Raw genomic sequence first — 21,873 nt, forward strand, 5'->3', positions numbered from 1 at the left:
TTCGCTCGGGGTCGGGGTTGGTCCACGGCAGGCGAGAGGCCCGGGGGCGGCTGACGTGGTCCGCCCCATGAACTGCGACCGTGCGCCCCGCCACCCGCCGCACCCACCAGGCATTCTCGGGCCGTGCGGGCCCGTCGTGCGCCACAAGCCCCGGCCGCCTGACACCTGGCGGGCCTGACTGCGACCGGCCCGGCGTGTCGCCACGTCGGGCAGCCGTCTGACACCTGGCGGGCCCGGCTGAGGCCGGGCTGGTGTGCCCCACGGGGCGGCCGTCTGACACCTGGCGGGTCTGACTGAGTTCCACCCGGCGTGTCGCCACGTCGAGCGGCCGTCTGGCGCGTGGGCGTCCCCGGGCAGGGCGGGCCTGGTGCGCTACCGCGCGCTTCAGCCGTCTGACGCATGGGCGTCCCGGGCGCGGCGGGCCTGGTGCGCTGCCACATGCCTCTGCCGTCTGACGCGTGGGCGTCCCGGGCGCGGTGGGCCTGGTGCGCCAGCACATGCCCCAGCCGTCTGGCGCATGGGCGTCCCTGGCTCGGCCGGGCCTGGTGCGTTTCCACGGGCCGACCCGCAGGTAGGGGACGGGCTTGGGCGCGGCCGGTCCCTCCGCCCGGCACGTTTCTTTCCGGATTGGGGGCGGTGCCGGCAGAACGGTTGGCTTGCGTCGGCGGGGACGGGGTCAAGGGTGGCGCGCAGCGCCATCGCGCAGCGACGCGACCGAAGGGAGCGCCCTTGAAGCCGTCCCCGACGACGCGAGACGATCGGGCTGACGGGAACGACCCGACACCACACCAGCCACCCACCACACCACCCACGGCCCGCACCCGGCCGACGGCACCCACCCCACACCGCCTCCCCCAACCTACGGCCGCATGCGGAAGTCGTAGCGGGCCGGCAGGGGGTGGTCCGTGAGCTCCGACCAGACCTCGTGCAGTATTTCCTCCCCTTCCCGCAGGTCCGGGACTTCGAAGCCGTCGTCGAAGAGGCGTTTCGCCGCCGCCGCGTGGCCTTCCGCCGCCAGGAGGCGCGCGGCCAGGAGGCGGAAGCGGCCGTGGTCGCGGATCGCGGGGCAGAGGCGTTCCCAGACGGCGCGCGCGCCGGCGGGGCGGCCGGCGGCGAGAAGGACGGTCATCGCCTCGCGGCCGAGGGCGGATTCGGCGGGGGCCCAGTCGGCGTCGCCCCGGCTCTCGTCCATGAGGTCGGCGAACGCCTGCTCGTAGAGCGCCGAGGCGCGCCCGAGGTCGCCGAGGGCGTGTTCGGCGACGGCGAGGCAGCGCAGCAGGGGCCAGCGGGAGGGGGCGAGGGCCAGGCCGCGTTCCCAGCTGCGGACGGCCTGGGCGCGGTCTCCGGCGTGCCATTGGGCCACGCCGAGGTGGTACTCGGTCAGCGGATCGGCGGAGGCGGTCTCCAGCATGTCCCGCCAGTGGCCGGCGACGAGGGTGGGCCCGGGCGGGAGGGGCCGCCTGGGGCGCGGCAGGGAGCCGGCCCGCCAGAGTTCGAGCCAGGGCCGCTGTTCCTCTCCCAGATCCTCCTCGTCGAACGGGGTGCCGGGCAGGTCGAGTCGTCCGCGCAGCACTTCGAGGGCGCCCCAGCCGGAGCCCCGGGTGAGGGCTTCGCCGGGGTCGGTGTCGGCGTGCGGGAGCCACGCGGCGTGGGCGCGGGCGAGGTGGTCGCGGGGCAGGGCGGCTTCGAGGGCTTCGGCGGCGACGCCGGCGGCGGCGTCCCAGTCCTCGCCGTGCACGAGCGCCGGATCGCAGGCGAGGGGGCCGTACGCCTCGGTCCAGGTGATCTGCGCGCCGCCTTCGAGGCGTACGTGTTCGAGCTGGGTGCGGGCGAGACCGGCCTGGATCTCGGCGTAGCCGGGGCCGCCGTGCGGGCTGAGCCATTCCTGCCACCGTCGACCGCCGGGGCCGTTGCCCCAGAGGAAGAGCTTGCGGCCCCGGAGGGTGTCGGTGGAGGTCTGGGCGAGTCCGCGGCCGGTGCCGTCGAGGGCGGCGATCCAGGGGCGGGCGCCGCGCGGCAGGTCGTAGAAGTAGTCGGCGGGGTGGCCGGAGCGTTCGGGGTAGGTGCGGTCGACGTCTTCCCAGGCGGGGACGGGCACGTGCCGCAGGGACCGGTCGTAGCCGAAGTGCCAGGCGTGGTCGGCGGGGGCGAGGACCCGGGTGTCGGGGGTCTCGGGCACGGCGGTGTTGGACCACCAGTACAGGGGCCGGGTGCGTTCGTGGGGGTTGCGGACGCGGACGTTGGCGTAGAGGAACGCGGAGTCCTCGGGGAGCCAGAGGTCGACTTGGAAGGGGAGGTCCCGCAGGCGTTCCCATTCCCACAGGCGCAGCATGGTGCCGCCGTCGGGCGCGGGTACGAGGGCCGCGTGGAGGGGAGCGCACGAGAGGGTGGTGTGGCCGGTGGTGCCGATGTTCCATTCGATGCCGCCCGCGTACCAGGCCCCGTTGAGGGCGAACGCTGCGGGCTGGAACACCGGGTTGCGGTGCAGCAGTTCGCGACCCTCCGGCGTCCCGTCGAGGGCGACGAGGGAAACGATCCGGCCGCCGAGTTCGGGCAGGACGGTGGCCCTCAGCTGCTCGTTCTCCAGCACGATCGCGGTGAACTCCCGTTCCGTGCGCTCGCGTCCGTAGCCGTCGAGGACACGGACGGGCAACAGAGAGCGCAACGGCGGTGCCCACTCCATCTGGTAGGCCATGTCCGGCGGGATCCCCTCACGGGCCCTGGGGTCGAGCACGTGCGGGTCCGGCAGCGGGTGCAGGGGCGGGAGGGGGTTCTCCGGACCGAGGGGGGCGGCCGGGAGGGTGAGGGTGGTGCGACGGACGACTGTGGCCATGAGGGCATGGAACACTCCGATCCGTGCGCTGCACAGGGGTTCCGTGGATCAGGGCCGGTCAGGATTGCGCAAAACGCCCCCGACCTGGGCCGCGGGCCCCGCTCCGCACGCGCGTCCGGTCGGTGACGACCCGCCGGCTCCCCCTCCACGCCTCCTCCACGCCCTCTCGTCAGGAGTTCGCGGGCTCGGGGCGCATCTCGGCGGTGAGGGCCCAGCGTTCGTGATCGCGCCAGGCGCCGTCGACGAAGAGGAAGTCCGGGGAGAGCCCCTCCAGACGGAACCCGTGCCGGCGGACGAGGGCGCGGGAGGCGTCGTTGCCGGGCCTGATGTTGGCCTCCAGCCGGTGCAGGCCGAGACCACCCCCGTCGGGCCCCGCGAAGGCGTGCCGCAGCAGCAGGCCGAAGCCCTCCCCGAAGCGGCCGGTGCCGGCGGCGGGCGGGAAGGCGCCATAGCCGAGGGCGCCGCACTGGAAGGCGCCGCGCACGATGTTGTTGACGTTGACGAAGCCGACGAGGGCGCCGTCGCTCCGGTCCCGCAGCAGGAATCCGGCGCGGGTCTCGCCGGCCACGAGCGGGCCGGCCCACGCGGCGAAGGTCTCGGCGTCGACGGGCGGCGCGAGCCAGGTGCCGTGCAGGGAACGGGCGGCCCGGGCGGCGGCGGTGAACTCGGCGGAGTCCTCGGCGCGCAGCGCGTGCAGGGTGGTGCGGGGGCCGGTGGCGAGCGGGAAGGCGTCGGACATGGGATCGAGCCTACGAAAGGGCTGGTGCGGCATGATCGTCGCCATGACCACGCGAACGAACGGAACACCGGCCCACGACGCGGCCCACGCCCCGGCGGACGGCGTCGAGGGCGATCGGCTGACGCGCGTGACCGCGCCGGAGGGGGTGGCCCCGGGGAACGGGTACGCCCATGTGGTCTGGGGCACCGGGCGGTTCGCGGCGATCTCCGGGCAGTGCGCGTTCGACGAGTCGGGCGCGGTGGTGGGCGTGGGCGATCCGGCGGCGCAGGCGGAACGGGTCTTCGAGAACCTGCGGCGGTGCCTGGCGGCGGCGGGCGCCGACTTCCGCGACGTCATCAAGCTCACGTACTTCCTGACGGACATGGCGCACCTGCCGGCGGTACGCGCGGCGCGGGACGCGGCGCTGCCGGCGGGGGTGACGCCGGCGTCATCGGCGGTGCGGGTGGCGGGGCTGGTACGGCCGGAACTGCTGCTGGAGGTGGAGGCCCTGGCCCTCCTCCCGGACCCCCCACGCCCGACCCCGTGACCACGCGGGCCGGTGGCACGCGGGGCCCGTGAAGCGACCCGCCCCGTGACCACCACACAGAACCGCGCCGCGCAGCCCCACGGCCGCCCGACCCCGTGACCACCTGCCCCCGTGACCACGCAGGCTCATAGCCGCGCGTACCCACGCCCGCCCGGCCCCGCGCCCGCGCCAGCCCAGCGCCCCAGCCCAGCCCCGCGCCCCCGCGACCCGTGCCCACGCGCCCCCGGCCTCGCGCAGTGGGTCGTCTCAGCCTCGGTGCAGCCAGACGCGGAGGGGGCCCAGGACGCGGAAGCCGGCGGCGAGGGCCGGGGGAAGTGCGTCGCCGGACTCGTACCCGACCAGGGGCACTCCGGGCCGGTGTCGGGCGGCCCAGCCCAGGACCGCGTCCCACGCGGCCCGTTCCCCGCGCGCGGCGCCGCCGCCCTCCATGTCCTCCATGTCGTTCCCGGGGCCCGTGAAGAGGTTGCTCACGCCGAGCACCCCGGCGGCGTGGTGGAGGACGGCGCCCGCGCGGACGCGGCCCTCGGGGTCGTGCTCGGCGAGCACGGCGACGTCCGGGTGCGCGAGCAGCCCGGGTCGGAACGGGGACGGCGCGGCCTCGGAACCGGCGCCGCCGTCGGAGCCCTCGGGGCCGCGCCACGCCCGTTCCCACGTCGCGAGTTCGGGCGCGGTCCGGACCCGCGACCAACCGGCCCGGCGCCCGTCCCGTGCGCCGCCCCGTGCGGGGGCCGGGTGGTGGATCCACCGGGCGTCGAAGAGGACGTCGAAGCCGGCCGCCGTGAGGTCGAGGTCCGCGTGGGAGTCCTTGACCGAGGTCCGCGCGAGGTCGCGCGCGGGCCCGCCGCCCGCGCCGAGGGCCGCCAGGACCCGCCCCAGCGGCAGGCCCGGGTCGAGGGTGACGGCGTCCGGGTAGAGCGGCGGGGCCGGGCGCAGGCCGTGCCAGACCCCGGCGGTGGTGCGGGTGGGCACGTCGTGGGTGGCGCACACGGCCGCGCACCACGCGGTGTTGTTGTGGATCGCGGCCCTGAGCAGGGCCCGGTCGGTGGGGTGGGGGGTGTGGACGTCGTTCACGCCCCGAAGGCTGCGGGGCGGGCCGGGGCCCGCGCAACGGGTTTTCGCGCACGCCCCGACCGACCGGGGCCCGGCCGACCGGCCCCACCCCGCCCCACCCCACTCCGCCACACCCCCTGCCGTCAGCGGTGGAAGCCCAGCAGGCCGTGGAGTGCCGCGCCGCCCGCGCTTTCGGGCAGGGCGCGGCCGGTGGCGGTGGGCTTGGGGGCCGGGCCGGCGGGGCAGGTGCCGTCGGTGGCGCGGCCGGTGGTGAGGTAGTCGGCGAGTTTGCGGTCGAGGCAGGTGTTGCCGCTGAGGGTGATGCCGTGGTTGCCGCCGCCCTCTTCGAGGACGAGTGCCGAGCCCGCGAGTTTGGCGTGCAGGGTGCGGGCGCCGCCGACGGGGGTGGCGGCGTCCTCGGTGGCCTGGAACAACAGGGCGGGCGGCAGTTTGTCGTTGGTGACGTCGGGTGCGGGGGCCGGGTCGAGGGGCCAGAACGCGCAGGGCGCGTTGTACCAGGCGTTGTTCCAGGTCATGAAGGGCGCCTTGGCGTGGGTGGTCCACATGTCGCGGCGCCAGGTCGCCCAGTCGGTGGGCCAGCCGGCGTCGCGGCAGGAGACGGCCGTGTACACGCTGTAGCTGTTGCCGGCGCCGGCCTCGACGGCGCCGAAGCGGCGGTACGCGGCGACGAGGGGCGCGGTCTCGCCGCGCGCGGAGTAGGCGGCGAAGGCGCCGGCGAGGGCCGGCCAGTACCCGTCGTAGTAGCCGCCGGGCAGGAAGGTGTCCTCCAGTTCCGCGGGTCCGACGACGCCTTCGGCGGGGTCGCGGCGCAGTTCGGAGCGCATCGTGTACCAGCGGCGTTCGACCTCGGCGGGGTCGGTGCCGAGGCGGTAGGTGGCGTCGTTGCGGGCGATCCACGCCATCAGGGCCTTGTGGCGGGCGTCGAAGGCCACGTCCTGGGCGAGGTTGTCCTCGTACCAGACGCCGGTGGGGTCGACGACGGAGTCGAGGACGAGGCGGTGCACGCGCTCGGGGTACAGCTTGGCGTAGACGGCGCCGAGGTAGGTGCCGTAGGAGTAGCCGAGGTAGCTGAGCCTGGGCGCGCCGAGGGCCGTGCGGAGCACGTCGAGGTCGCGGGCGGCGGAGACGGTGTCGATGTACGGGAGCAGGTCGGCGTGCCGGGCGGCGCAGCCTTCCGCGAAGTCCTTGGCACGGTCGAGGTTGGCCTTCTCGTCGGCGGCATCCCAGGGCACGCTGTCGGGGCGCACGGGGGCGAAGTGGTCGTCGACGCAGTTGAGGGCGGGGGTGCTCGCGCCGACCCCGCGCGGGTCGAAGCCGATCACGTCGTAGCGGGCCGCGACGTCCCGGGGCAGGGAGGCGGCGACGTGGCCGGCGAGGGCGCGGCCGCTGCCGCCGGGGCCACCGGGGTTGACGAGGAGGGGGCCCTCGAAGCGGGCGGCGGGCGCGGTGTGGGGGACGCGGGTGAGGGCGAGGGAGATGCTGCGGCCCTCGGGGTGCCGGTGGTCGAGGGGGACGGCGAGGGTGGCGCACTGGAGGGTGGGGTACCGGTCGGTCCGGCAGTCGGTCCAGCGCAGGGCGGGGGCGCGGGTGGGCGTGGGGGCGCCGTCGGCGGGGGGTGCGGCGCCGAGCAGGCCGCCGGCGAGGAGGCAGGCGGCGAGCGCGGCGAGCCCGTTGCGGCCGACCCGCCCGGCGCGGCGGGTACGCCGTGCACGGGCGGTCCGGACGCTCCGCGAGCCTTCGGGCGTCTCCGTGAGCACACCGCTCGGGGCGCCGACGACCTGCGGAGTGCCGGCGACCTGCGGGGTAGCGGCGGCTTGCGGAGTGCAGGCGGCTTGCGGAGTGCCGGCGGCCTGCCGGGCGCTCGGGGTGGGTGCGCTGCTGGGGGTGTGCGGGGCGGGTGTGGGGGGCGTCTGGGGCATGCGGGTCCTCCCGGCCGGGGGTTCTGGGCGGAATCGTCCCGGACCGGAGGGGCGAATAGTGGGATTGTGCGGTCGATTGGCCCGATGAGGTGACGCCGTGTCGCCCGCGCGGTCCTGCGGACCCCCGTTCGAGGTGGGCGCCGGGTCGGGCGCGGCGTCGGCGCGGCGTCGGGCCGGGTGGGGTGGTCGCGCCCTTGGGCTCGCCCCCGGGTGTGAGCCGAACGGCCCGGAATTGACGCCTCCGTGGCCCTCGGTGCGTCGTGCGCCCCCCGAATGGACGGCGCGCGGGGGGCCCGCGTGCGGGGTCCGGGGGGTCCGGGGGCACGTCGGGCCCGCGTGCTCCGGGCCGAACGGCGTGCCGGGCGCGTCGGGTTCGGCGCGGCGACGGTCGGCGGGCGGCCCCGGGCGGATTTTGGGCGGCCGGTCGGAAGGTGGTTGGCTGACCGCGCAAGAGCGATCACGAGTGCTGGAGGAACAGGTATGGCGCAGGTCGAGGCCACCACGGAGCGGATCATCGCGGCCGACGCGGAGACGGTGTTCGACACCCTGGCGGACTACAGCGGGACCCGCGGCAAGCTGCTTCCCGCGCACTTCAGCGAGTACGAGGTGCGCGAGGGCGGCGACGGTGAGGGCACCCTCGTGCACTGGAAGCTCCAGGCGACGAGCAAGCGGGTGCGGGACTGCCTGCTGGAGGTGACGGAGCCGACGGACGGTCAGCTGGTGGAGAAGGACCGCAACTCCTCGATGGTGACCACGTGGACGGTCACGCCGGCCGGGGAGGGCCGTTCCAAGGCCGTCGTGACCACGGTGTGGGAGGGCGCGGGCGGCATCGGCGGCTTCTTCGAGCGGACCTTCGCCCCCAAGGGCCTGGGGCGGATCTACGACGCGTTCCTGACCAACCTGGCCGCCGAGGTGGAGTCGGGCGCGGACTCGGACGCGACGACCGGCACGGGCACGGCCTGAGCCACCGTGCCGGGGCGCGGAGCCGCCCCGGCGGGGTCGGTGATCCCGCCGGGGGCCGGCCCGCCGATCCGCCGCCTCGTCACCCCATCGCTCCCGTCGTCCCGATGCCTCCCGGCCCATCGGCATCCCGTGCACCCCACGCCCGGGCCTCGGTCCCCGCACCCGGACCGCTTCGTCGCCCCGAGGCCGCGGGGCGTGGCATGGGCGACGGGGGCATCGGGGACGTCGGCCCGGAAGCCCGGCCCGGGGCCGGGCGGGGCGTGCCCTCCCGGGCCTCCCGGCCAGGCCGGGAGGCGTTCCGGGACTCCGGCCGGCCGCCTCCGCGGGTGATCCGCAAGAGCCCCGCCGTCAGGCCGCCTTGGACACATGACGCCGCGCCACGCCGGTCCGGTCCGGCCCTGCCCGCAGGCGCACGCCTTCCGAGCGCCGGCCGGGTCGGTGCGCGGCTCGCCCGGAAACCGCCGCACCTTGCGCCCACGAGCCGGCGCCGCCGTAACGGCCTGAGGCCGTGCCGACATGACGGCGCGACGGCGCGACGGCGCGAACCCTCCGTGCCGCACCACCCCTTTCCCCCTTGGCCCCATCCCGACCCGCCCCATCCCGGCCCATCCCGCTCCGCGCAATCCGCGCGTCCCGGACCGGCCCGTGCCTCTACGCCGCACCCCGGCCATCCGAAGGTCACACGGGAAAGGACCTTCGCCGAGGATCCCTCACTGTGTGTCACTGATAAGACTGTGGTGAGGCGGGCTTTCGTCATCTCTTGACCCGGGAGACGGCGGAGGTCCAGGTCCGTCGGCCCGATCGATCACCGTGTCCTCGCTCCCCACACGCTCACCCGCTCGGACGCGCCGTCAGGCAGGTCCGAGGGCCCTCCGCCGCGCACCACGGAAGGAGGGGTTTCCACCCTGCGGTCGCACTCCGCAGTCCTGAGAGGGCTCCCAGCCATGGGCTTCTTCCGTCGTTCCGAGAGTTCCGCCGCCCTGGACAGCCTCCGGGCCGTCCGGGACGCCGGAGAGGGCGCGCCGCACGTGCAGATCTGCGCGCACACCGACGACGATCTGTACTTCATGACCCCGGACCTGCTCCAGTCCGTCCGGGCAGGCACGCCCATGGTCACCGTGTACCTCACCACCGGCGAGAGCGACGGCCTGAATCTGGCCTCCGACGATCCGGCCCGCAAGACGGCCACCCCCGACTTCCCCGGCTACACGGCGGCCCGTCAGCACGGCATCCGCGCCGCCTACGCGGCCATGGTCACGGGGAACCGGCGTGCGGAGTGGACCCGGGCCACGCTCGGGACCGGCACCAAGGTCACCGCCGAGGTCAACACCCTCGAAGGCGGGCGGATCACCCTCGTGTTCCTGAATCTGCGCACGAGCACCGCCCTGCCGAACGAGCGGCTGCTGAACCTCTGGCACGAGTCGATCCCCGACATCGGGGCCCTGCGCCCCGCGGACAGCCCGATCCCGCGGCGTGCGGACGGACGCAGGATGACGCGTGCCGGGCTGATCACCTTCCTCGCCGACCTCCTCGACGTCGTGCGCCCCTCGGTCGTCCGGGTGATGAACCCGGACTCCGAGCGCACCGCCTACCGGGCCGAGACCGACACCGTCACCCCCTGCGACAACAGCGACCACACGGCGGCGGCCCTGTTCGGCCTCGCCGCACTGCGCGTCCACGAGACACGCGACACCGCCCACCGGCCCTACGTCGAGAGCTACGTCGGCTACTGCAACAAGCTCCAGCCCGACAACCTCAGCCCCGCCGCGGCCACCGAGAAGTTCCACTACCTCGCCGTCTACGGCGGCGAGGACGGACACGACTGCCTCAAGGGCCCCGCCGAGTGCGGCGACCGCCCCTTGGGCAACCGCGCCTTCAACCGCTACTACGGCCAGAGCACCACCCACCGCTGGCAGGGCACCACCACCTGGCTCCGCCTCCGCGGAGACAACCGCCTCACCGCCTTCGCCGTCCTCGGCGGCCGCCCCGTCGTCTGGACCCAGAACACCCCCGGCGGCGACACCTGGACCGGCCCCGAACCCCTCGGCACATGGCCCGCCGACGACACGGGACGCTGCCTGCCGCGCCTGGACACCACCGTCGACGCCCAGGGCCGCATCCACGTGTTCGCCGTCCGCCACCACATCGACGCCGACCCCGAGAACCACCGCCGCGAGGTCCTGCACCTCCACCAGACCTCCCCCGACGGCGACTTCGGGACCTGGACCGTCCTCGGCAGCCCCCACGACCGGGCCAACGCCATCCGCCGCCGCGCCCTGGGCATGCCCGTCGCCGTCACCACCGCCGAAGGCACACCACAAGTCCTGCTCCGCAACTTCGGCACCGGCCTCAGCGCCCGCACCGCCCTCACCGAGGACACCTTCGGCCCCTGGACCGACCTCGCCGGCGGCAGCCTCGAAGGCGCGAGCGCCATCACCACCCGCGACGGCCGCACCGAGGTCTACGCCACCACCCGCACCGGCATGCTCCGCTGGCACCGCACCCCCGGACACACCACCTTCACCCGCGACTACGCCACCCGACTCCCCCGCCCCGCCGGACCCGTCGCCCTCGTCGAACAACCCGACGGCACCCTGATCATGTTCTCCCGCCAACCCGCCACCGGCTGGCTCCTCGCCCACCGCCAAACCAGCCCCCGCGGGCCCTGGGACCCCATGCCCGAACTCCTCGACACCACCCCCGGCCAAGGACCCATCGCCACATCCGTCACCCCCGACGGCACCGCCGTCGTCCTCGTCCAACGACGCGACGACGGCACCCTCGCCCACAGCCTGCAACCCCTCGACGGAACCGACTTCAGCACCATGTGGACCCCGCTGGCCTCGGACCTCTTCGTCCATGTCCAGGCCGTCGTCCACGACGCCGAGGGCCGGCCCGTCATCGCCACCCTCGACCACGGGACCCGGCTGCGCCTGCACGTTCTGCAGCCTTCCCGCGTCCTGTCGGGCGCCGGGGCCTGAGGGCCCCGACCCGGACCCGGGGCGACGCGCGCCGCCGTCGGGCGGCGTGGGTCGGGCCGGATCCTCACGGGACGGCCTAGGGTGGGGCCGGGCCCGTTGGGGTCCGGCCCGCGCCCGTGTGGGTGTGGTGTGCCCGCGCGTGTTTTTCGGGGGGCTCGTTGAAGATTCTCGTCTCCGCCGACATGGAGGGCGCGACCGGGGTCACCTGGCCCGCCGACGTGCTGCCGGGCACCCCGCAGTGGGAGCGCTGTCGGGGGATGTTCACCTCGGACGTGAACGCGGCCGTGCTCGGGTTCCTCGACGGCGGCGCCGACGAGGTGGTGGTCAACGAGGCGCACTGGACGATGCGGAACCTGCTGCTGGAGCGGCTCGACGAGCGGGTCCGGATGCTGACCGGCCGGCACAAGACCCTGTCCATGGTGGAGGGGGTACAGCACGGGGACGTGGACGGGATCGCCTTCGTCGGCTACCACACGGGCGCCGGCGCGGAGGGGGTCCTGGCCCACACCTATCTCGCGAACTCGATCACCGGCGTGTGGTTGAACGGCCGGCCGGCGAGCGAGGGCGTGTTGAACGCGGCGGTGGCCGCCGAGTACGGGGTGCCGGTGGTGTTGGTCACGGGCGACGACCTGACCTGCGTGGACGCGGCGGGGTACGCGCCGGCGGCGCGGACGGTGGCGGTGAAGGAGTACGTGTCGCGGTACGCGGCGGTGTGCCACACCCCCGCCCGTACCGCCGCCGACATCAGGGCGGCGGCGAAGGCGGCGACGGCGCTCGCGGTGCGGCACGAGCCGGTGGCGGCGGGGCCGTTCGCGGTGGAGGTGGAGTTCGACGCGGCGCATCTGGCGGCGGCCGCGACGGTGGTGCCGGGGGTGGCGGTGACCGGGGTGCGTCGGGTGCGGTACGAGAGCCCGAGCATGTTCGAGGGTATTCGCACGTTCAAGGCGGTCACCACGATCGTCTCCGCGGCGGTGGAGGAGCAGTATGGCTGAGTCGACGCGCCCGTCCCCGGCTTCGGCCCCGTCCCCGGAGGCCGTGTCTCCGGAGGCCGTGTCTCCGGAGGCCGTGTCCCAGGAGGCCGTGTCCCCGGAGGCCGGGACGCCGGTGGACGCGCGGGCCCTGGACGAGGTGGTGTCGTTCACCTCGGACCTGATCCGGATGGACACCTCCAACCGGGGCGGCGGCGACTGCCGGGAGCGGCCGGCCGCCGAGTACGTGGCGGCGCGGCTCGCGGAGGCCGGGCTGGAGCCGGTGGTGCTGGAGCGGACTCCGGGGCGGGCCAACGTGGTGGCGCGCATCGCGGGCACGGATCCGACGGCGGAGGCCCTGCTCGTGCACGGGCACCTGGACGTGGTGCCGGCCGAGGCGGCCGACTGGAGCGTGCACCCGTTCTCGGGCGAGGTGGTCGACGGGGTGGTGTGGGGGCGCGGCGCCGTCGACATGAAGAACACGGACGCGATGGTCCTGGCCGTGGTGCGGGCCTGGGCGCGGGCCGGGGTCCGGCCCCGTCGGGACGTGGTGTTGGCGTTCACGGCCGACGAGGAGGACAGCGCGGTCGACGGTTCGGGTTTCCTCGCCGATCACCACCGGGAGCTGTTCGAGGGGTGCACGGAGGGCATCGGCGAGTCGGGGGCGTTCACCGTGCATCCGGCGCCGGGCCGGGTCCTGTACCCGATCGCGGCCGGTGAACGGGGCACGGCCTGGCTGCGGTTGACGGCCACGGGGGTCACCGGGCACGGCTCGAAGCCGAACCGGGCGAACGCGGTGAGCCGGCTGGCGGCGGCCGTGGCCCGGATCGGGGAGCACCGGTGGCCGGTGCGGTTGACGAACACGGTGGTGGCCTGTCTGCGGGAACTGGCCGCGCTGGAGGGGGTGTCGGTGGATCCGCGGGGGCCGGGCTTCGATCTGGACGGCACCCTGGAGCGGTTGGGGCCGGCCTCTGCCCTGGTGGCGGCGACCCTGCGCAACAGCGCCAATCCGACGATGCTCAGCGCGGGCTACAAGGTGAACGTGATCCCGGGGCAGGCCACGGCGTACGTGGACGGGCGGACCCTGCCGGGTGGCGAGGAGGAGTTCCGGGCCACTTTGGACGAGTTGACCGGGCCGGACGTGACCTGGGAGTTCCACCACCGCGAGGTGGCGTTGGAGGCGCCGGTGGACGGGCCGACCTTCGCGGTGTTGCGGGAGGCGGTGGAGCACTTCGCGCCCGAGGGGCACGTGGTGCCGTTCTGCATGGGCGGGGGCACCGACGCGAAGCAGTTCTCGCGGCTGGGGATCGTCGGGTACGGGTTCTCCCCGCTGCGGCTGCCGCCCGGTTTCGACTACTGGGCCCTGTTCCACGGGGTCGACGAGCGGGTGCCGGTGGACGCGCTGCACTTCGGCACGCACGTCCTGGACCGCGCCCTGCGGGCCCTGTGATGCGCGGCGCCGGCGCCCCGCGCACCGAGCCGTACGGGACCTGGGCCTCGCCGATCACCGCCGCCCTCGCGGCCGAGGTGGACGGCGCCCCCGACTTCCTGGGCGCGGTGGGCGACGAGGTGTGGTGGACCGAGCCCCGGCCGGCCGAGGGCGGCCGGCGGGCCCTGGTGCGGCTGCGTCCGGCGGGCGGCGGCCCGGCGCGGACGGTGCTGCCGGCGCCGTGGAACGTGCGCTCCGGGTACACCGAGTACGGGGGCCTGCCGTGGGCGGCCGCCGCCCGGGAGGCGGGGCCGTTGCTGGTGTTCGCGCACCACGGCGACCAGCGGCTGTACGCGTGGGAGCCGGACCGGCCGGAGGCGGGCCCGCCGCGTCCGCTGACCCCGGAGCACGGGCCGACCGGGCCGGGCGGGCGGCCCTCGCGGTACGTGGAGCCGGTGTTGCGGGCCCGGCCCGACGGCGGGCACGAGGTGTGGTGCGCGCGCGAGGAGTTCACCGGGCCGGGCCCGGGGGACGTGCGGCGCGCCCTGGTCGCGGTGCCGGTGGACGGGTCGGCGGCGGGGGATCCGGGGGCGGTGACGGAACTGACCGACGACCGGTGGCGGTTCACCACGGGCCCGGTGCCGTCCGCCGACGGGTCCCGGCTGGCGCGCCTGGTGTGGGAGCACCCGGACATGCCGTGGGACGCGACGCGCGTGCTGGTGTCGACGGTGGACCCGGTGACGGGTCGGCCGGGCCGGGAGCGGCCGGTGCCGGGGCCGGCGCGGGAGTCGGTGGCGCAGGCGCTGTGGTGCGCGGACGGGTCCCTGGCGTTGCTCGGGGACCGTTCGGGCTGGTGGAACCCGGTGTTCGTGGACGTGTCGGGCGGGGCGGCGGACCGCACGCCCTGCGGGCGGCCGGAGGAGTTCGGCGGGCCCCTGTGGCAGCCGGGTCGGCGGTGGGCGGCGGCCCTGGCCGACGGGACGCTCGCGGTGCTGCACGGGGTGGGACGGTCGGTGCCGGGGTTGTTGGACCCGGTGACGGGTGATCTCGCGGACGCGGCGGGCCCGTGGACCCACTGGGCGCCGACGCTCGCGGTCTCCGGGCCCCGGGTGTACGGGGTGGCGGCCGGGCCCCGGTCGGCGCCGGAGGTGGTCGAGTGGGACACGGCGAGCGGCCACGCCCGGGCCCTGACCGGCGGGCCGGACCGGTCGGCGGACGGACCGGCGAACGGACCGGCGGACCGGTCGGCGGGCGGGCCGGTGGATCCGGTGTGGTTCCCGGAGCCGCAGCGGCGGGTGTTCCGGGGTCCGGCGGGCCGGGAGGTGCACGCCTTGCTGTACCCGCCGCACCATCCGGCCCGCCGGGCGCCGGCCGGGGAGGCCCCGCCGTTGGTGGTGTGGGCGCACGGCGGGCCCACGGACCACGTGGCGCCGGTGCTGGACGTGGACGTGGCCTACTTCACCTCGCGGGGTTTCGCGGTGGTGGAGGTCAACTACGGGGGGTCCACCGGCTACGGGCGGGCCTACCGGGAGCGCCTGCGGGAGGGCTGGGGGGTGGTGGACGTGGAGGACTGCGCGGCCGTGGCCCGGGCCCTGGCGGCGGAGGGCACGGTGGATCCGGCCCGGGTGGCGATCCGGGGCGGCAGCGCGGGCGGGTGGACGGCCGCGGCGGCGCTGGCCTCGGGGGACGGGGTGTTCGCGTGCGGGACGCTGCGGTACCCGGTGTTGGACCTGGAGGGGTTCGCGGCGCAGACCCACGACCTGGAGAGCCGTTACCCGGAGGGGCTGGTGGGCCCGGGGCCGGTGTCGGCGGCGCGGTCGCGGGAGCGGTCGCCGGTGGCGCGGGCGGATCGGGTGACGGCCCCGTTCCTGTTGTTGCAGGGTTCGCTGGACGCGGTGTGCCCGCCGGCCCAGGCGCGGCGGTTCCTGGCGGCGATGGCGGGCCGGTCGGTGCCGCACGCGTACCTGGAGTTCCCGGGCGAGGGGCACGGCTTCCGGCGGGCCGAGACCCTGACCCGGGCCCTGGAGGCGGAACTCGCCCTGTACACACGGGTGTTCGCCCTGGAGCGGCCGACCGACGACCCACCGCCGCTGGAGTGGCGCGACTGAACCCCTCGACCGCGGCCGGTCCGGTCACGGGCCGGCGCAGTCACGGGCCGGTCAGGTGCCCGCCGGGGCGGTGGGCAGGGCTCGCAGGGCGCGGGCCGCGTCGGCGGCGAGCCGGGGGTGGGCCAAGGCTCGGGTGAGGACCTCGCGGGCGGCGGGGTCGGCGAGTTCGGCCAGGCCCAGCACGCAGGCCGTCGCGATCCGGTGGTAGGGGTCGTGGGGGGCGAGCCGGCGGTCGAGCACGGCGATCAGGGCGGGGGCGGCCTCGGGGGCCCGCAGCCGGACCAGGAGCCGCACGGGGTGCAGGGCGTAGGCCACGCGCAGCTCGTTGCGGGCGAGGGCGGCGGCGGCCCGGCCGGTGCGCGGGTCGCCGAGGTGGGCGAGGGCGTCGGCGGCGGCGGCCCCGCGTTCGGGGTCGCGGTGGTTGAGGAAGAGCACCAGCGGTTCGAAGGCGCGCGGATCGGCGGCGAGCCCGAGGCGGTGCGCGGCGAGTTCACGGGCCCACAGGGGCAGGCCGCTCTCGGTGAGGGCGGCGGCCAGCGCGTCGGGTCCGGCGGCGGTCAACCGCCCTCGCAGGGCCTCGCCTTGGGGTCCGGCCTCCTCGCGCCAGCGCGCCGCCACGTCCATGCGTCGACCCTAGCGGCCGGCGGCTCCCGGTGTGGGGCGTACGTCACAACGGGTCGCGGCGACGGCCCTCTGGCGGTCCCGGGGCGGGGCCGTTACGCTGCCAGCACGTGTCGTCCTCCGGGCTCCCACCTCACGGGTCCGGGGCGAGCGGCGCGGTCGGCCTGGTGACGCGGCCGCCGCGCACGCGCGATGTCCGGTCGCGCTCTTCGACGTGATCCACGGGACTGGGTCGGTCGTTCCTCCCGGACGTCCTCCATCGCGGGGTTCGCGGTGCGCCGGTCCGCCGTGCGGACGGTCCCGTGCTCGTCGCCCCCGTGCCCGTGCCCGCAATCCCCTGTGCTCGCGATCCCCCCTGCCCGCAATCCCCCGTGCCCGTCGTACCCGCGCTCGCGATCCCGCGTGCCCGTCGTACCCCGTGTCCGCCCCCCGCCCCCTGCGCCGCGCCCCTCGTCCGGCGCGTCGCCGGGCCCCTCGCCGTGCCCCGGTTCCCTCGCCGCGGGCCCGGCCCCCTCTTCGCCCTCGTGGCGCCGCAGTCGTCACCCTTCCTCCCTCGTCTGGAGTCCGCGATGGACCGTCCCTCCACTCCCACTCCCCCGCCCGCCGTTCCCGCGTCCACGTCCGTGCCCGTGCCCGATCCCGCCGCCGCTCCCGTGCTGCCCGTGGTCGGGGTGGTGGGGCTGGGCACGATGGGCACCGGGCTGGTCGAGGTGCTGGCCCTGTCGGGCCGCACGGTGATCGGTTTCGACGTCGACGAGGCGGCCGGTCCCCGGGCGCGGGCCGCGTTGTCGGCGGCCCTGGACCGCGCGGTGGCCAAGGGACGTCTGACCGATCCGGAGCGGGCGGCGGCGCTGGCCCGGTTCGGGTGGGGGGCGGAGCTGTCGGCGGTGGCCGGCGCGGACCTCGTGATCGAGGTGGTGCCGGAGGACGCCGAGCTGAAGGCGTCGGTGGTGGCGGCCCTGGACGGGCTGCTGCGGCCGGACGCGATCGTGGCCACGGGCACGAACGCGCTGTCGGTGACCCGGCTGGCGGCCGGTTCGCTGCGGCCCGAGCGGGTCGTGGGGCTGCACTTCTTCCACCCGGCGCCCGCGATGCGGCTGGTGGAGGTGGTCTCCTCGGTCCTGACGGCGCCGCCGGCGGTCGCGGCCGTCACCGAACTGGCCCGGTCCCTGGGCAAGGAGCCGGTGGCGGTCGGGGACCGGCCCGGGTTCGTCGCGGACGGGCTGCTGTTCGGGTACCTGAACCAGGCGGCGGCCATGTACGAGTCGCGCTACGCCTCGCGCGAGGACGTGGACGCGGCGATGCGCCTGGGCTGCGGGCTGCCGATGGGGCCACTCGCCCTGCTGGACCTGATCGGCGTGGACACCGCGCGCACGGTGCTGGAGGCCATGTACGCGGCGTCCGGGGACCGACTGCACGCCCCGGCCCCGATCCTGGGGCAGCTCACGGCGGCCGGGTTGACCGGCCGGAAGGCGGGTCGCGGGTTCTACACGTACGCGGCGCCGGGCAGCGCGGAGGTGGTGCCGGACGGGTCGGCGCCCGCGGCGGGCGGCGGGGCGGGCGGCCGGTCGGTGTCCTCGGTGGGGGTGGCCGGGTCGGGCACGATGGCGGGCGGGATCGCGCAGGTCTTCGCGCAGGCCGGGTTCTCGGTGGTGTTGGCGGCGCGGTCGGCGGAGAAGGCCGAGCGGGCCAAGGCGGCGATCGGGAAGTCCCTGGACCGGGCCGTGTCGCGGGGCAGGCTGACGCCGGAGGCGGCGGCCGGGACCTTGGCGCGGATCACCCCGGCCGGGTCCCTGGACGCGTTCGCCGAGGTGGACCTGGCGGTGGAGGCGGTGGCGGAGGACCTGGCGGTCAAGCAGGAGCTGTTCCGGACCCTGGACGAGGTCTGCAAGCCGGGCGCGGTGCTGGCCACGACCACCTCCTCGCTGCCCGTGATCGCGTGCGCTCGGGCCACCTCGCGGCCGCAGGACGTCATCGGGATGCACTTCTTCAACCCGGCGCCGGCTATGAAGCTGGTGGAGGTGGTGCGGACGGTGCTGACGGCGGACTCCGCGCACGCGACCGTGCGGGAGGTGTGCGGGCGGATCCGCAAGCACGCCGTGGACTGCGGGGACCGGGCCGGGTTCATCGTCAACGCGCTGCTGTTCCCGTACCTGAACAACGCGATCAAGATGGTGGAGCAGCACTACGCCTCCCCGGACGAGATCGACGCGGCGATGAAGCTGGGCGGCGGCTACCCGATGGGCCCGTTCGAGCTGTTGGACGTGGTGGGCCTGGACGTGTCGCTGGCCATCGAGAAGGTGCTGCACCAGGAGTTCCGGGAGCCGGGGCTGGCCCCGTCGCCGCTGCTGGAGCACCTGGTGGCCGCCGGGTGCCTGGGCCGGAAGACCGGTCGCGGATTCCGTGAGCACGCCCGCCGCTGATCGGCGGACCCCCGACCCGGACGCGTGGGGAGGGCTGCTCGGGCCCGTCGCACCCTCACGGCGGGCCGCCGCGGAGCGGGATCCGGGCGCTGCCCGGAGCGACGCGGACGAGCACCGTGCGGGCCCTCCCCCGCGTCCGACCACCCGCCGGGCTCCGGCCGGCCGGAGCCCGGGGCCGGCCGGTTCCGGGGCGCCGTCCCAGCCCTCGGAATCCGTTGCGCGGTCCGCCGGGTCCATGGAGTACGTTCCCTCTATGCCCCAGCCCCAGCCCGCCTCGGCCCGCACCGCCGCCCGTGCCGCCTCCCCCGCCGCCCCCGTGTCCGCCCCGACCGCCGAGACGCCCGAGAGCGCGGGCGGCAAGGCCGCGGCGCAGCGCCTGCGGATGCGGCGGGAGCTGGCCGCGGCGGCGATGGAGCTGTTCGCGACGAAGGGGTACGAGGGGACCACGGTCGACGAGATCGCGGCGGCCGCCGGGGTGGCCCGCCGGACCTTCTTCCGGCACTTCCGCTCCAAGGAAGAGGCGATCTTCCCCGATCACGACGACACCCTGATCCGCGCCGAGGCCGTGCTGGACGCGGCGCCGGCCCACGAGCACCCGTTGGACACGGTGTGCCGGGGGATCAAGGAGGTCATGAAGATGTACGCGGCCTCGCCGGCGGTGTCGGTGGAGCGCTACCGGCTGACCCGGGAGGTGCCAGCGCTGCGGGAGCGGGAGATCGCCTCGGTGGCCCGCTACGAGCGGCTGTTCACCCGCTACCTGCTGGCCCATTTCGACGAGCACGAGCACCACGACGACACCAACGACGATCCGCTGCTCGCGGAGGTCGCGGCCTCGGCCGTGGTGACGGCCCACAACCACGTGCTGCGGCGCTGGCTGCGGGCCGGCGGGCAGGGGGACGTGGAGAACCAGCTCGACCACGCCTTCGGGATCGTCCGCAAGACCTTCAAGACGGGCATCGGCGTGGGCCGGGCCACCGGCCTGCTGCGGCCGGGGGCCGGCGCCACGATCGGGGCGGCCGGGCCGGCCGTCTCCCCCGACCAGGTGGTCGCGCGGACCGAGGGCGAGGTGCTCGTGACGGTCGCGCGGACCGACGCCCCGCTCGACGAGGTGATGCGCACGATCCAGGCGGCGCTGATGGAGCACCGCGAGAACGCCCGCGCGGCCGACTGAACGACGCGCCCGCGCACCCACCCACCCACCCACAGCAGCGCACGAGGGCCCCGCCGGGCCCGGTGACCGCCCCCGCGGCCCGGACCCCGTCGGGGCCCTCGCGCGTGCCCGGGGGCTTGTCGGCCACGCCGGCCCGTTCGCGGCACCCGGTGCCACCTTCGGGGCTTCCCGAGGCCCCACCCCCGGCCCATACGTCCCGGCGGCCGGATGCGCCGTGCCGAGCCCCGACGCCCGGGCCGACGTCACGTGCGTCACATCCCTCACCCCGGCCCCCACCTGGCCTTCCGGCCGCTCCCCGGCCTCGGAGCCGTCGCGCGCCCCATTTGTTCCTACTCGTCGGTAACTCTGATCGATCATCGCTCAGATGCGCGGCCCAATCGCCAGATGAGAGAAACTTTTGGCACCGAGTGCCTTGTCGGTCGACATGGCGTGCCATACGTTGAAGGCGTCCGGAAGTCCCCGCGACCCCCGCCCCACCGGGCGGAGGACGCGCCCCGGACGCCTGCGTCACAGGCACCGCGCGCCCCACCCCGGGCGCCGCCGCACCACCGCCGCCATCCGTCCGCGACCGGCGCGGTCCGCCCTCACGGCCCGCGCCGCCGAACGCCCCCGGCACACCCGAGACCACACCCTCAGCGCTCTCCGCACACCCCCGCACCGCCCGCACGCCCCGGCCCCGAGCCGCGCGGCGCGCCCCCACGAACCCTCATCCGCAGCGCGACCCCTCGTCCCGCGCTCCCGCAGGAGGCACCACCGTGAAGGACATCCTCGACGCGATCCAGTCGCAGTCCGCCTCGTCGGCAGACTTCGCGGCCCTGGCGCTGCCCGAGTCCTACCGCGCCGTCACCGTCCACAAGGACGAGACGGAGATGTTCGACGGGCTCCCCACCCGCGAGAAGGACCCCCGCAAGTCCCTCCACCTCGACCAGGTCCCGGTCCCCGAACTCGGCCCCGGCGAGGCCCTGGTGGCCGTCATGGCCTCCTCCGTGAACTACAACTCGGTCTGGACCTCGATCTTCGAGCCCCTCTCCACCTTCGGCTTCCTGGAGCGCTACGGCCGGGTCTCCGAGCTCACGAAGCGGCACGATCTGCCGTATCACGTGATCGGTTCGGACCTGGCCGGTGTGGTGTTGCGGACCGGTCCCGGGGTGAACGCCTGGCGGCCGGGCGACGAGGTGGTCGCGCACTGCCTGTCCGTGGAGCTGGAGTCCTCCGACGGCCACAACGACACCATGCTCGACCCCGAACAACGCATCTGGGGCTTCGAGACCAACTTCGGCGGCCTCGCCGAGATCGCCCTGGTCAAGTCCAACCAACTCATGCCCAAACCCGCCCACCTCTCCTGGGAAGAGGCCGCGGCCCCCGGCCTGGTCAACTCCACCGCCTACCGCCAACTCGTCTCCCGCAACGGCGCCGGCATGAAACAAGGCGACAACGTCCTCATCTGGGGCGCCTCCGGCGGCCTCGGCTCCTACGCCACCCAAATGGCCCTCGCCGGCGGAGCCCACCCCATCTGCGTCGTCTCCTCACCCCAAAAAGCCGCGATCTGCCGCGCCATGGGCGCCGAAGCCGTCATCGACCGCACCGCCGAGGACTACCGCTTCTGGAAGGACGAACACACCCAGGACCCCAAGGAATGGAAACGCCTCGGGGCCCGGATCCGCGAGTTCACCGGCGGCGAGGACGTCGACATCGTCTTCGAACACCCCGGCCGCGAGACCTTCGGCGCCTCCGTCTACGTCACCCGCAAGGGCGGCACCATCACCACCTGCGCCTCCACCAGCGGCTACCTCCACGAATACGACAACCGCTACCTGTGGATGTCCCTCAAACGCATCATCGGCTCCCACTTCGCCAACTACCGCGAAGCCTGGGAAGCCAACCGCCTCATCGCCAAGGCCAGGATCCACCCCACCCTCTCCAAGACCTACACCCTCGCCGACACCGGACAAGCCGCCCACGACGTCCACCGCAACGTCCACCAAGGCAAAGTCGGCGTCCTCTGCCTCGCCCCCGAAGAAGGACTCGGCGTCCGCGACCACGAAACCCGCGCCCGCCACATCGACGCCATCAACCGCTTCCGCGGCATCTGAACCGCACCACCTCACCTCATCGCACCGG

The 21,873-nt window shown here is 75.4% G+C and carries 14 protein-coding genes; 9 read left to right on the forward strand and 5 right to left on the reverse strand.

Translation table 11 applies throughout. The features are described from left to right. Positions 1–859 precede the first annotated feature (859 nt). Together ACN20G_RS02635 and ACN20G_RS02640 are read right to left on the reverse strand one after the other, a co-directional pair. The gene (locus tag ACN20G_RS02635) at positions 860–2,833 is read right to left on the reverse strand and encodes a DUF5107 domain-containing protein (RefSeq protein ID WP_424211068.1); all 1,974 of its coding nucleotides are present in this window, start codon (positions 2,831–2,833) and stop codon (positions 860–862) included. 169 nt (positions 2,834–3,002) lie between these two features. Then, positions 3,003–3,572, reverse strand: coding sequence for a GNAT family N-acetyltransferase (locus ACN20G_RS02640; protein WP_424211069.1), 570 nt, complete (start codon positions 3,570–3,572; stop codon positions 3,003–3,005). 43 nt (positions 3,573–3,615) lie between these two features. Here ACN20G_RS02640 and ACN20G_RS02645 point away from each other — a divergent pair, with 43 nt between their 5' ends. Next, on the forward strand, positions 3,616–4,098 hold the full coding sequence (locus tag ACN20G_RS02645; protein WP_424211070.1) for a RidA family protein: 483 nt from the start codon (positions 3,616–3,618) through the stop codon (positions 4,096–4,098). A 246-nt stretch (positions 4,099–4,344) separates the two neighbouring features. Here ACN20G_RS02645 and ACN20G_RS02650 read toward each other — a convergent pair whose 3' ends face one another. Together ACN20G_RS02650 and ACN20G_RS02655 are read right to left on the reverse strand one after the other, a co-directional pair. Then, positions 4,345–5,169 (reverse strand): hypothetical protein, encoded by an 825-nt coding sequence (locus ACN20G_RS02650; RefSeq protein ID WP_424211071.1) that lies wholly within the window; start codon positions 5,167–5,169, stop codon positions 4,345–4,347. 122 nt (positions 5,170–5,291) lie between these two features. After that, complete coding sequence (locus ACN20G_RS02655) at positions 5,292–7,088, reverse strand: alpha/beta hydrolase (RefSeq protein WP_424211072.1); 1,797 nt, start codon at positions 7,086–7,088, stop codon at positions 5,292–5,294. A 480-nt stretch (positions 7,089–7,568) separates the two neighbouring features. On the opposite strand from ACN20G_RS02655, the gene ACN20G_RS02660 reads away from it, so the two are divergent. From ACN20G_RS02660 to ACN20G_RS02680, 5 genes are all read left to right on the forward strand, one after another. Then, on the forward strand, positions 7,569–8,051 hold the full coding sequence (locus tag ACN20G_RS02660) for an SRPBCC family protein (RefSeq protein WP_424211073.1): 483 nt from the start codon (positions 7,569–7,571) through the stop codon (positions 8,049–8,051). A 944-nt stretch (positions 8,052–8,995) separates the two neighbouring features. Beyond that, a complete protein-coding gene (locus tag ACN20G_RS02665) occupies positions 8,996–11,032 on the forward strand; it encodes a hypothetical protein (RefSeq protein WP_424211074.1) in 2,037 nt (678 codons plus the stop codon). Positions 11,033–11,190: 158 nt separating this feature from the next. Next, positions 11,191–12,024 (forward strand): M55 family metallopeptidase, encoded by an 834-nt coding sequence (locus ACN20G_RS02670; protein ID WP_424211075.1) that lies wholly within the window; start codon positions 11,191–11,193, stop codon positions 12,022–12,024. Next, the gene (locus tag ACN20G_RS02675) at positions 12,017–13,450 is read left to right on the forward strand and encodes a M20/M25/M40 family metallo-hydrolase (protein ID WP_424211076.1); all 1,434 of its coding nucleotides are present in this window, start codon (positions 12,017–12,019) and stop codon (positions 13,448–13,450) included. The genes ACN20G_RS02670 and ACN20G_RS02675 overlap by 8 nt, the downstream gene beginning before the upstream one ends. Further along, positions 13,450–15,537: an alpha/beta hydrolase family protein gene (locus ACN20G_RS02680; RefSeq protein WP_424211077.1), complete on the forward strand. Its 2,088-nt coding sequence runs from the start codon at positions 13,450–13,452 to the stop codon at positions 15,535–15,537. Before ACN20G_RS02675 ends, ACN20G_RS02680 begins: the two co-directional genes overlap by 1 nt. A gap of 51 nt (positions 15,538–15,588) precedes the next feature. Here the strand turns inward: ACN20G_RS02680 and ACN20G_RS02685 are convergent, their stop codons facing one another. Further along, positions 15,589–16,161: a HEAT repeat domain-containing protein gene (locus ACN20G_RS02685; protein WP_424211078.1), complete on the reverse strand. Its 573-nt coding sequence runs from the start codon at positions 16,159–16,161 to the stop codon at positions 15,589–15,591. Between the two features lie 566 nt (positions 16,162–16,727). Here ACN20G_RS02685 and ACN20G_RS02690 point away from each other — a divergent pair. The 3 genes from ACN20G_RS02690 to ccrA all read left to right on the forward strand — a co-directional run bounded on the left by ACN20G_RS02690 (position 16,728) and on the right by ccrA (position 21,845). Continuing rightward, complete coding sequence (locus ACN20G_RS02690; protein WP_424211079.1) at positions 16,728–18,581, forward strand: 3-hydroxyacyl-CoA dehydrogenase family protein; 1,854 nt, start codon at positions 16,728–16,730, stop codon at positions 18,579–18,581. 235 nt (positions 18,582–18,816) lie between these two features. Then, positions 18,817–19,752, forward strand: coding sequence for a TetR family transcriptional regulator (locus ACN20G_RS02695; protein ID WP_424211080.1), 936 nt, complete (start codon positions 18,817–18,819; stop codon positions 19,750–19,752). Between the two features lie 755 nt (positions 19,753–20,507). Then, on the forward strand, positions 20,508–21,845 hold the full coding sequence (ccrA, locus tag ACN20G_RS02700; protein WP_424211081.1) for a crotonyl-CoA carboxylase/reductase: 1,338 nt from the start codon (positions 20,508–20,510) through the stop codon (positions 21,843–21,845). Positions 21,846–21,873 lie beyond the last annotated feature (28 nt).

The organism is Streptomyces dryopteridis, assembly GCF_049606955.1.
Classification (GTDB): domain Bacteria; phylum Actinomycetota; class Actinomycetes; order Streptomycetales; family Streptomycetaceae; genus Streptomyces.

What these genes read in the sequence shown, in the direction of transcription:
- ACN20G_RS02665 (WP_424211074.1), top strand. Translation starts at nt 8,996, where the DNA reads ATGGGCTTCTTCCGTCGTTCCGAGAGTTCCGCCGCCCTGGACAGCCTC.
- ACN20G_RS02685 (WP_424211078.1), bottom strand. Translation starts at nt 16,161, where the DNA reads ATGGACGTGGCGGCGCGCTGGCGCGAGGAGGCCGGACCCCAAGGCGAG.
- ACN20G_RS02660 (WP_424211073.1), top strand. Translation starts at nt 7,569, where the DNA reads ATGGCGCAGGTCGAGGCCACCACGGAGCGGATCATCGCGGCCGACGCG.
- ACN20G_RS02655 (WP_424211072.1), bottom strand. Translation starts at nt 7,088, where the DNA reads ATGCCCCAGACGCCCCCCACACCCGCCCCGCACACCCCCAGCAGCGCA.
- ACN20G_RS02640 (WP_424211069.1), bottom strand. Translation starts at nt 3,572, where the DNA reads ATGTCCGACGCCTTCCCGCTCGCCACCGGCCCCCGCACCACCCTGCAC.
- ACN20G_RS02690 (WP_424211079.1), top strand. Translation starts at nt 16,728, where the DNA reads ATGGACCGTCCCTCCACTCCCACTCCCCCGCCCGCCGTTCCCGCGTCC.
- ACN20G_RS02635 (WP_424211068.1), bottom strand. Translation starts at nt 2,833, where the DNA reads ATGGCCACAGTCGTCCGTCGCACCACCCTCACCCTCCCGGCCGCCCCC.
- ACN20G_RS02675 (WP_424211076.1), top strand. Translation starts at nt 12,017, where the DNA reads ATGGCTGAGTCGACGCGCCCGTCCCCGGCTTCGGCCCCGTCCCCGGAG.
- ACN20G_RS02695 (WP_424211080.1), top strand. Translation starts at nt 18,817, where the DNA reads ATGGAGTACGTTCCCTCTATGCCCCAGCCCCAGCCCGCCTCGGCCCGC.
- ACN20G_RS02680 (WP_424211077.1), top strand. Translation starts at nt 13,450, where the DNA reads ATGCGCGGCGCCGGCGCCCCGCGCACCGAGCCGTACGGGACCTGGGCC.
- ACN20G_RS02645 (WP_424211070.1), top strand. Translation starts at nt 3,616, where the DNA reads ATGACCACGCGAACGAACGGAACACCGGCCCACGACGCGGCCCACGCC.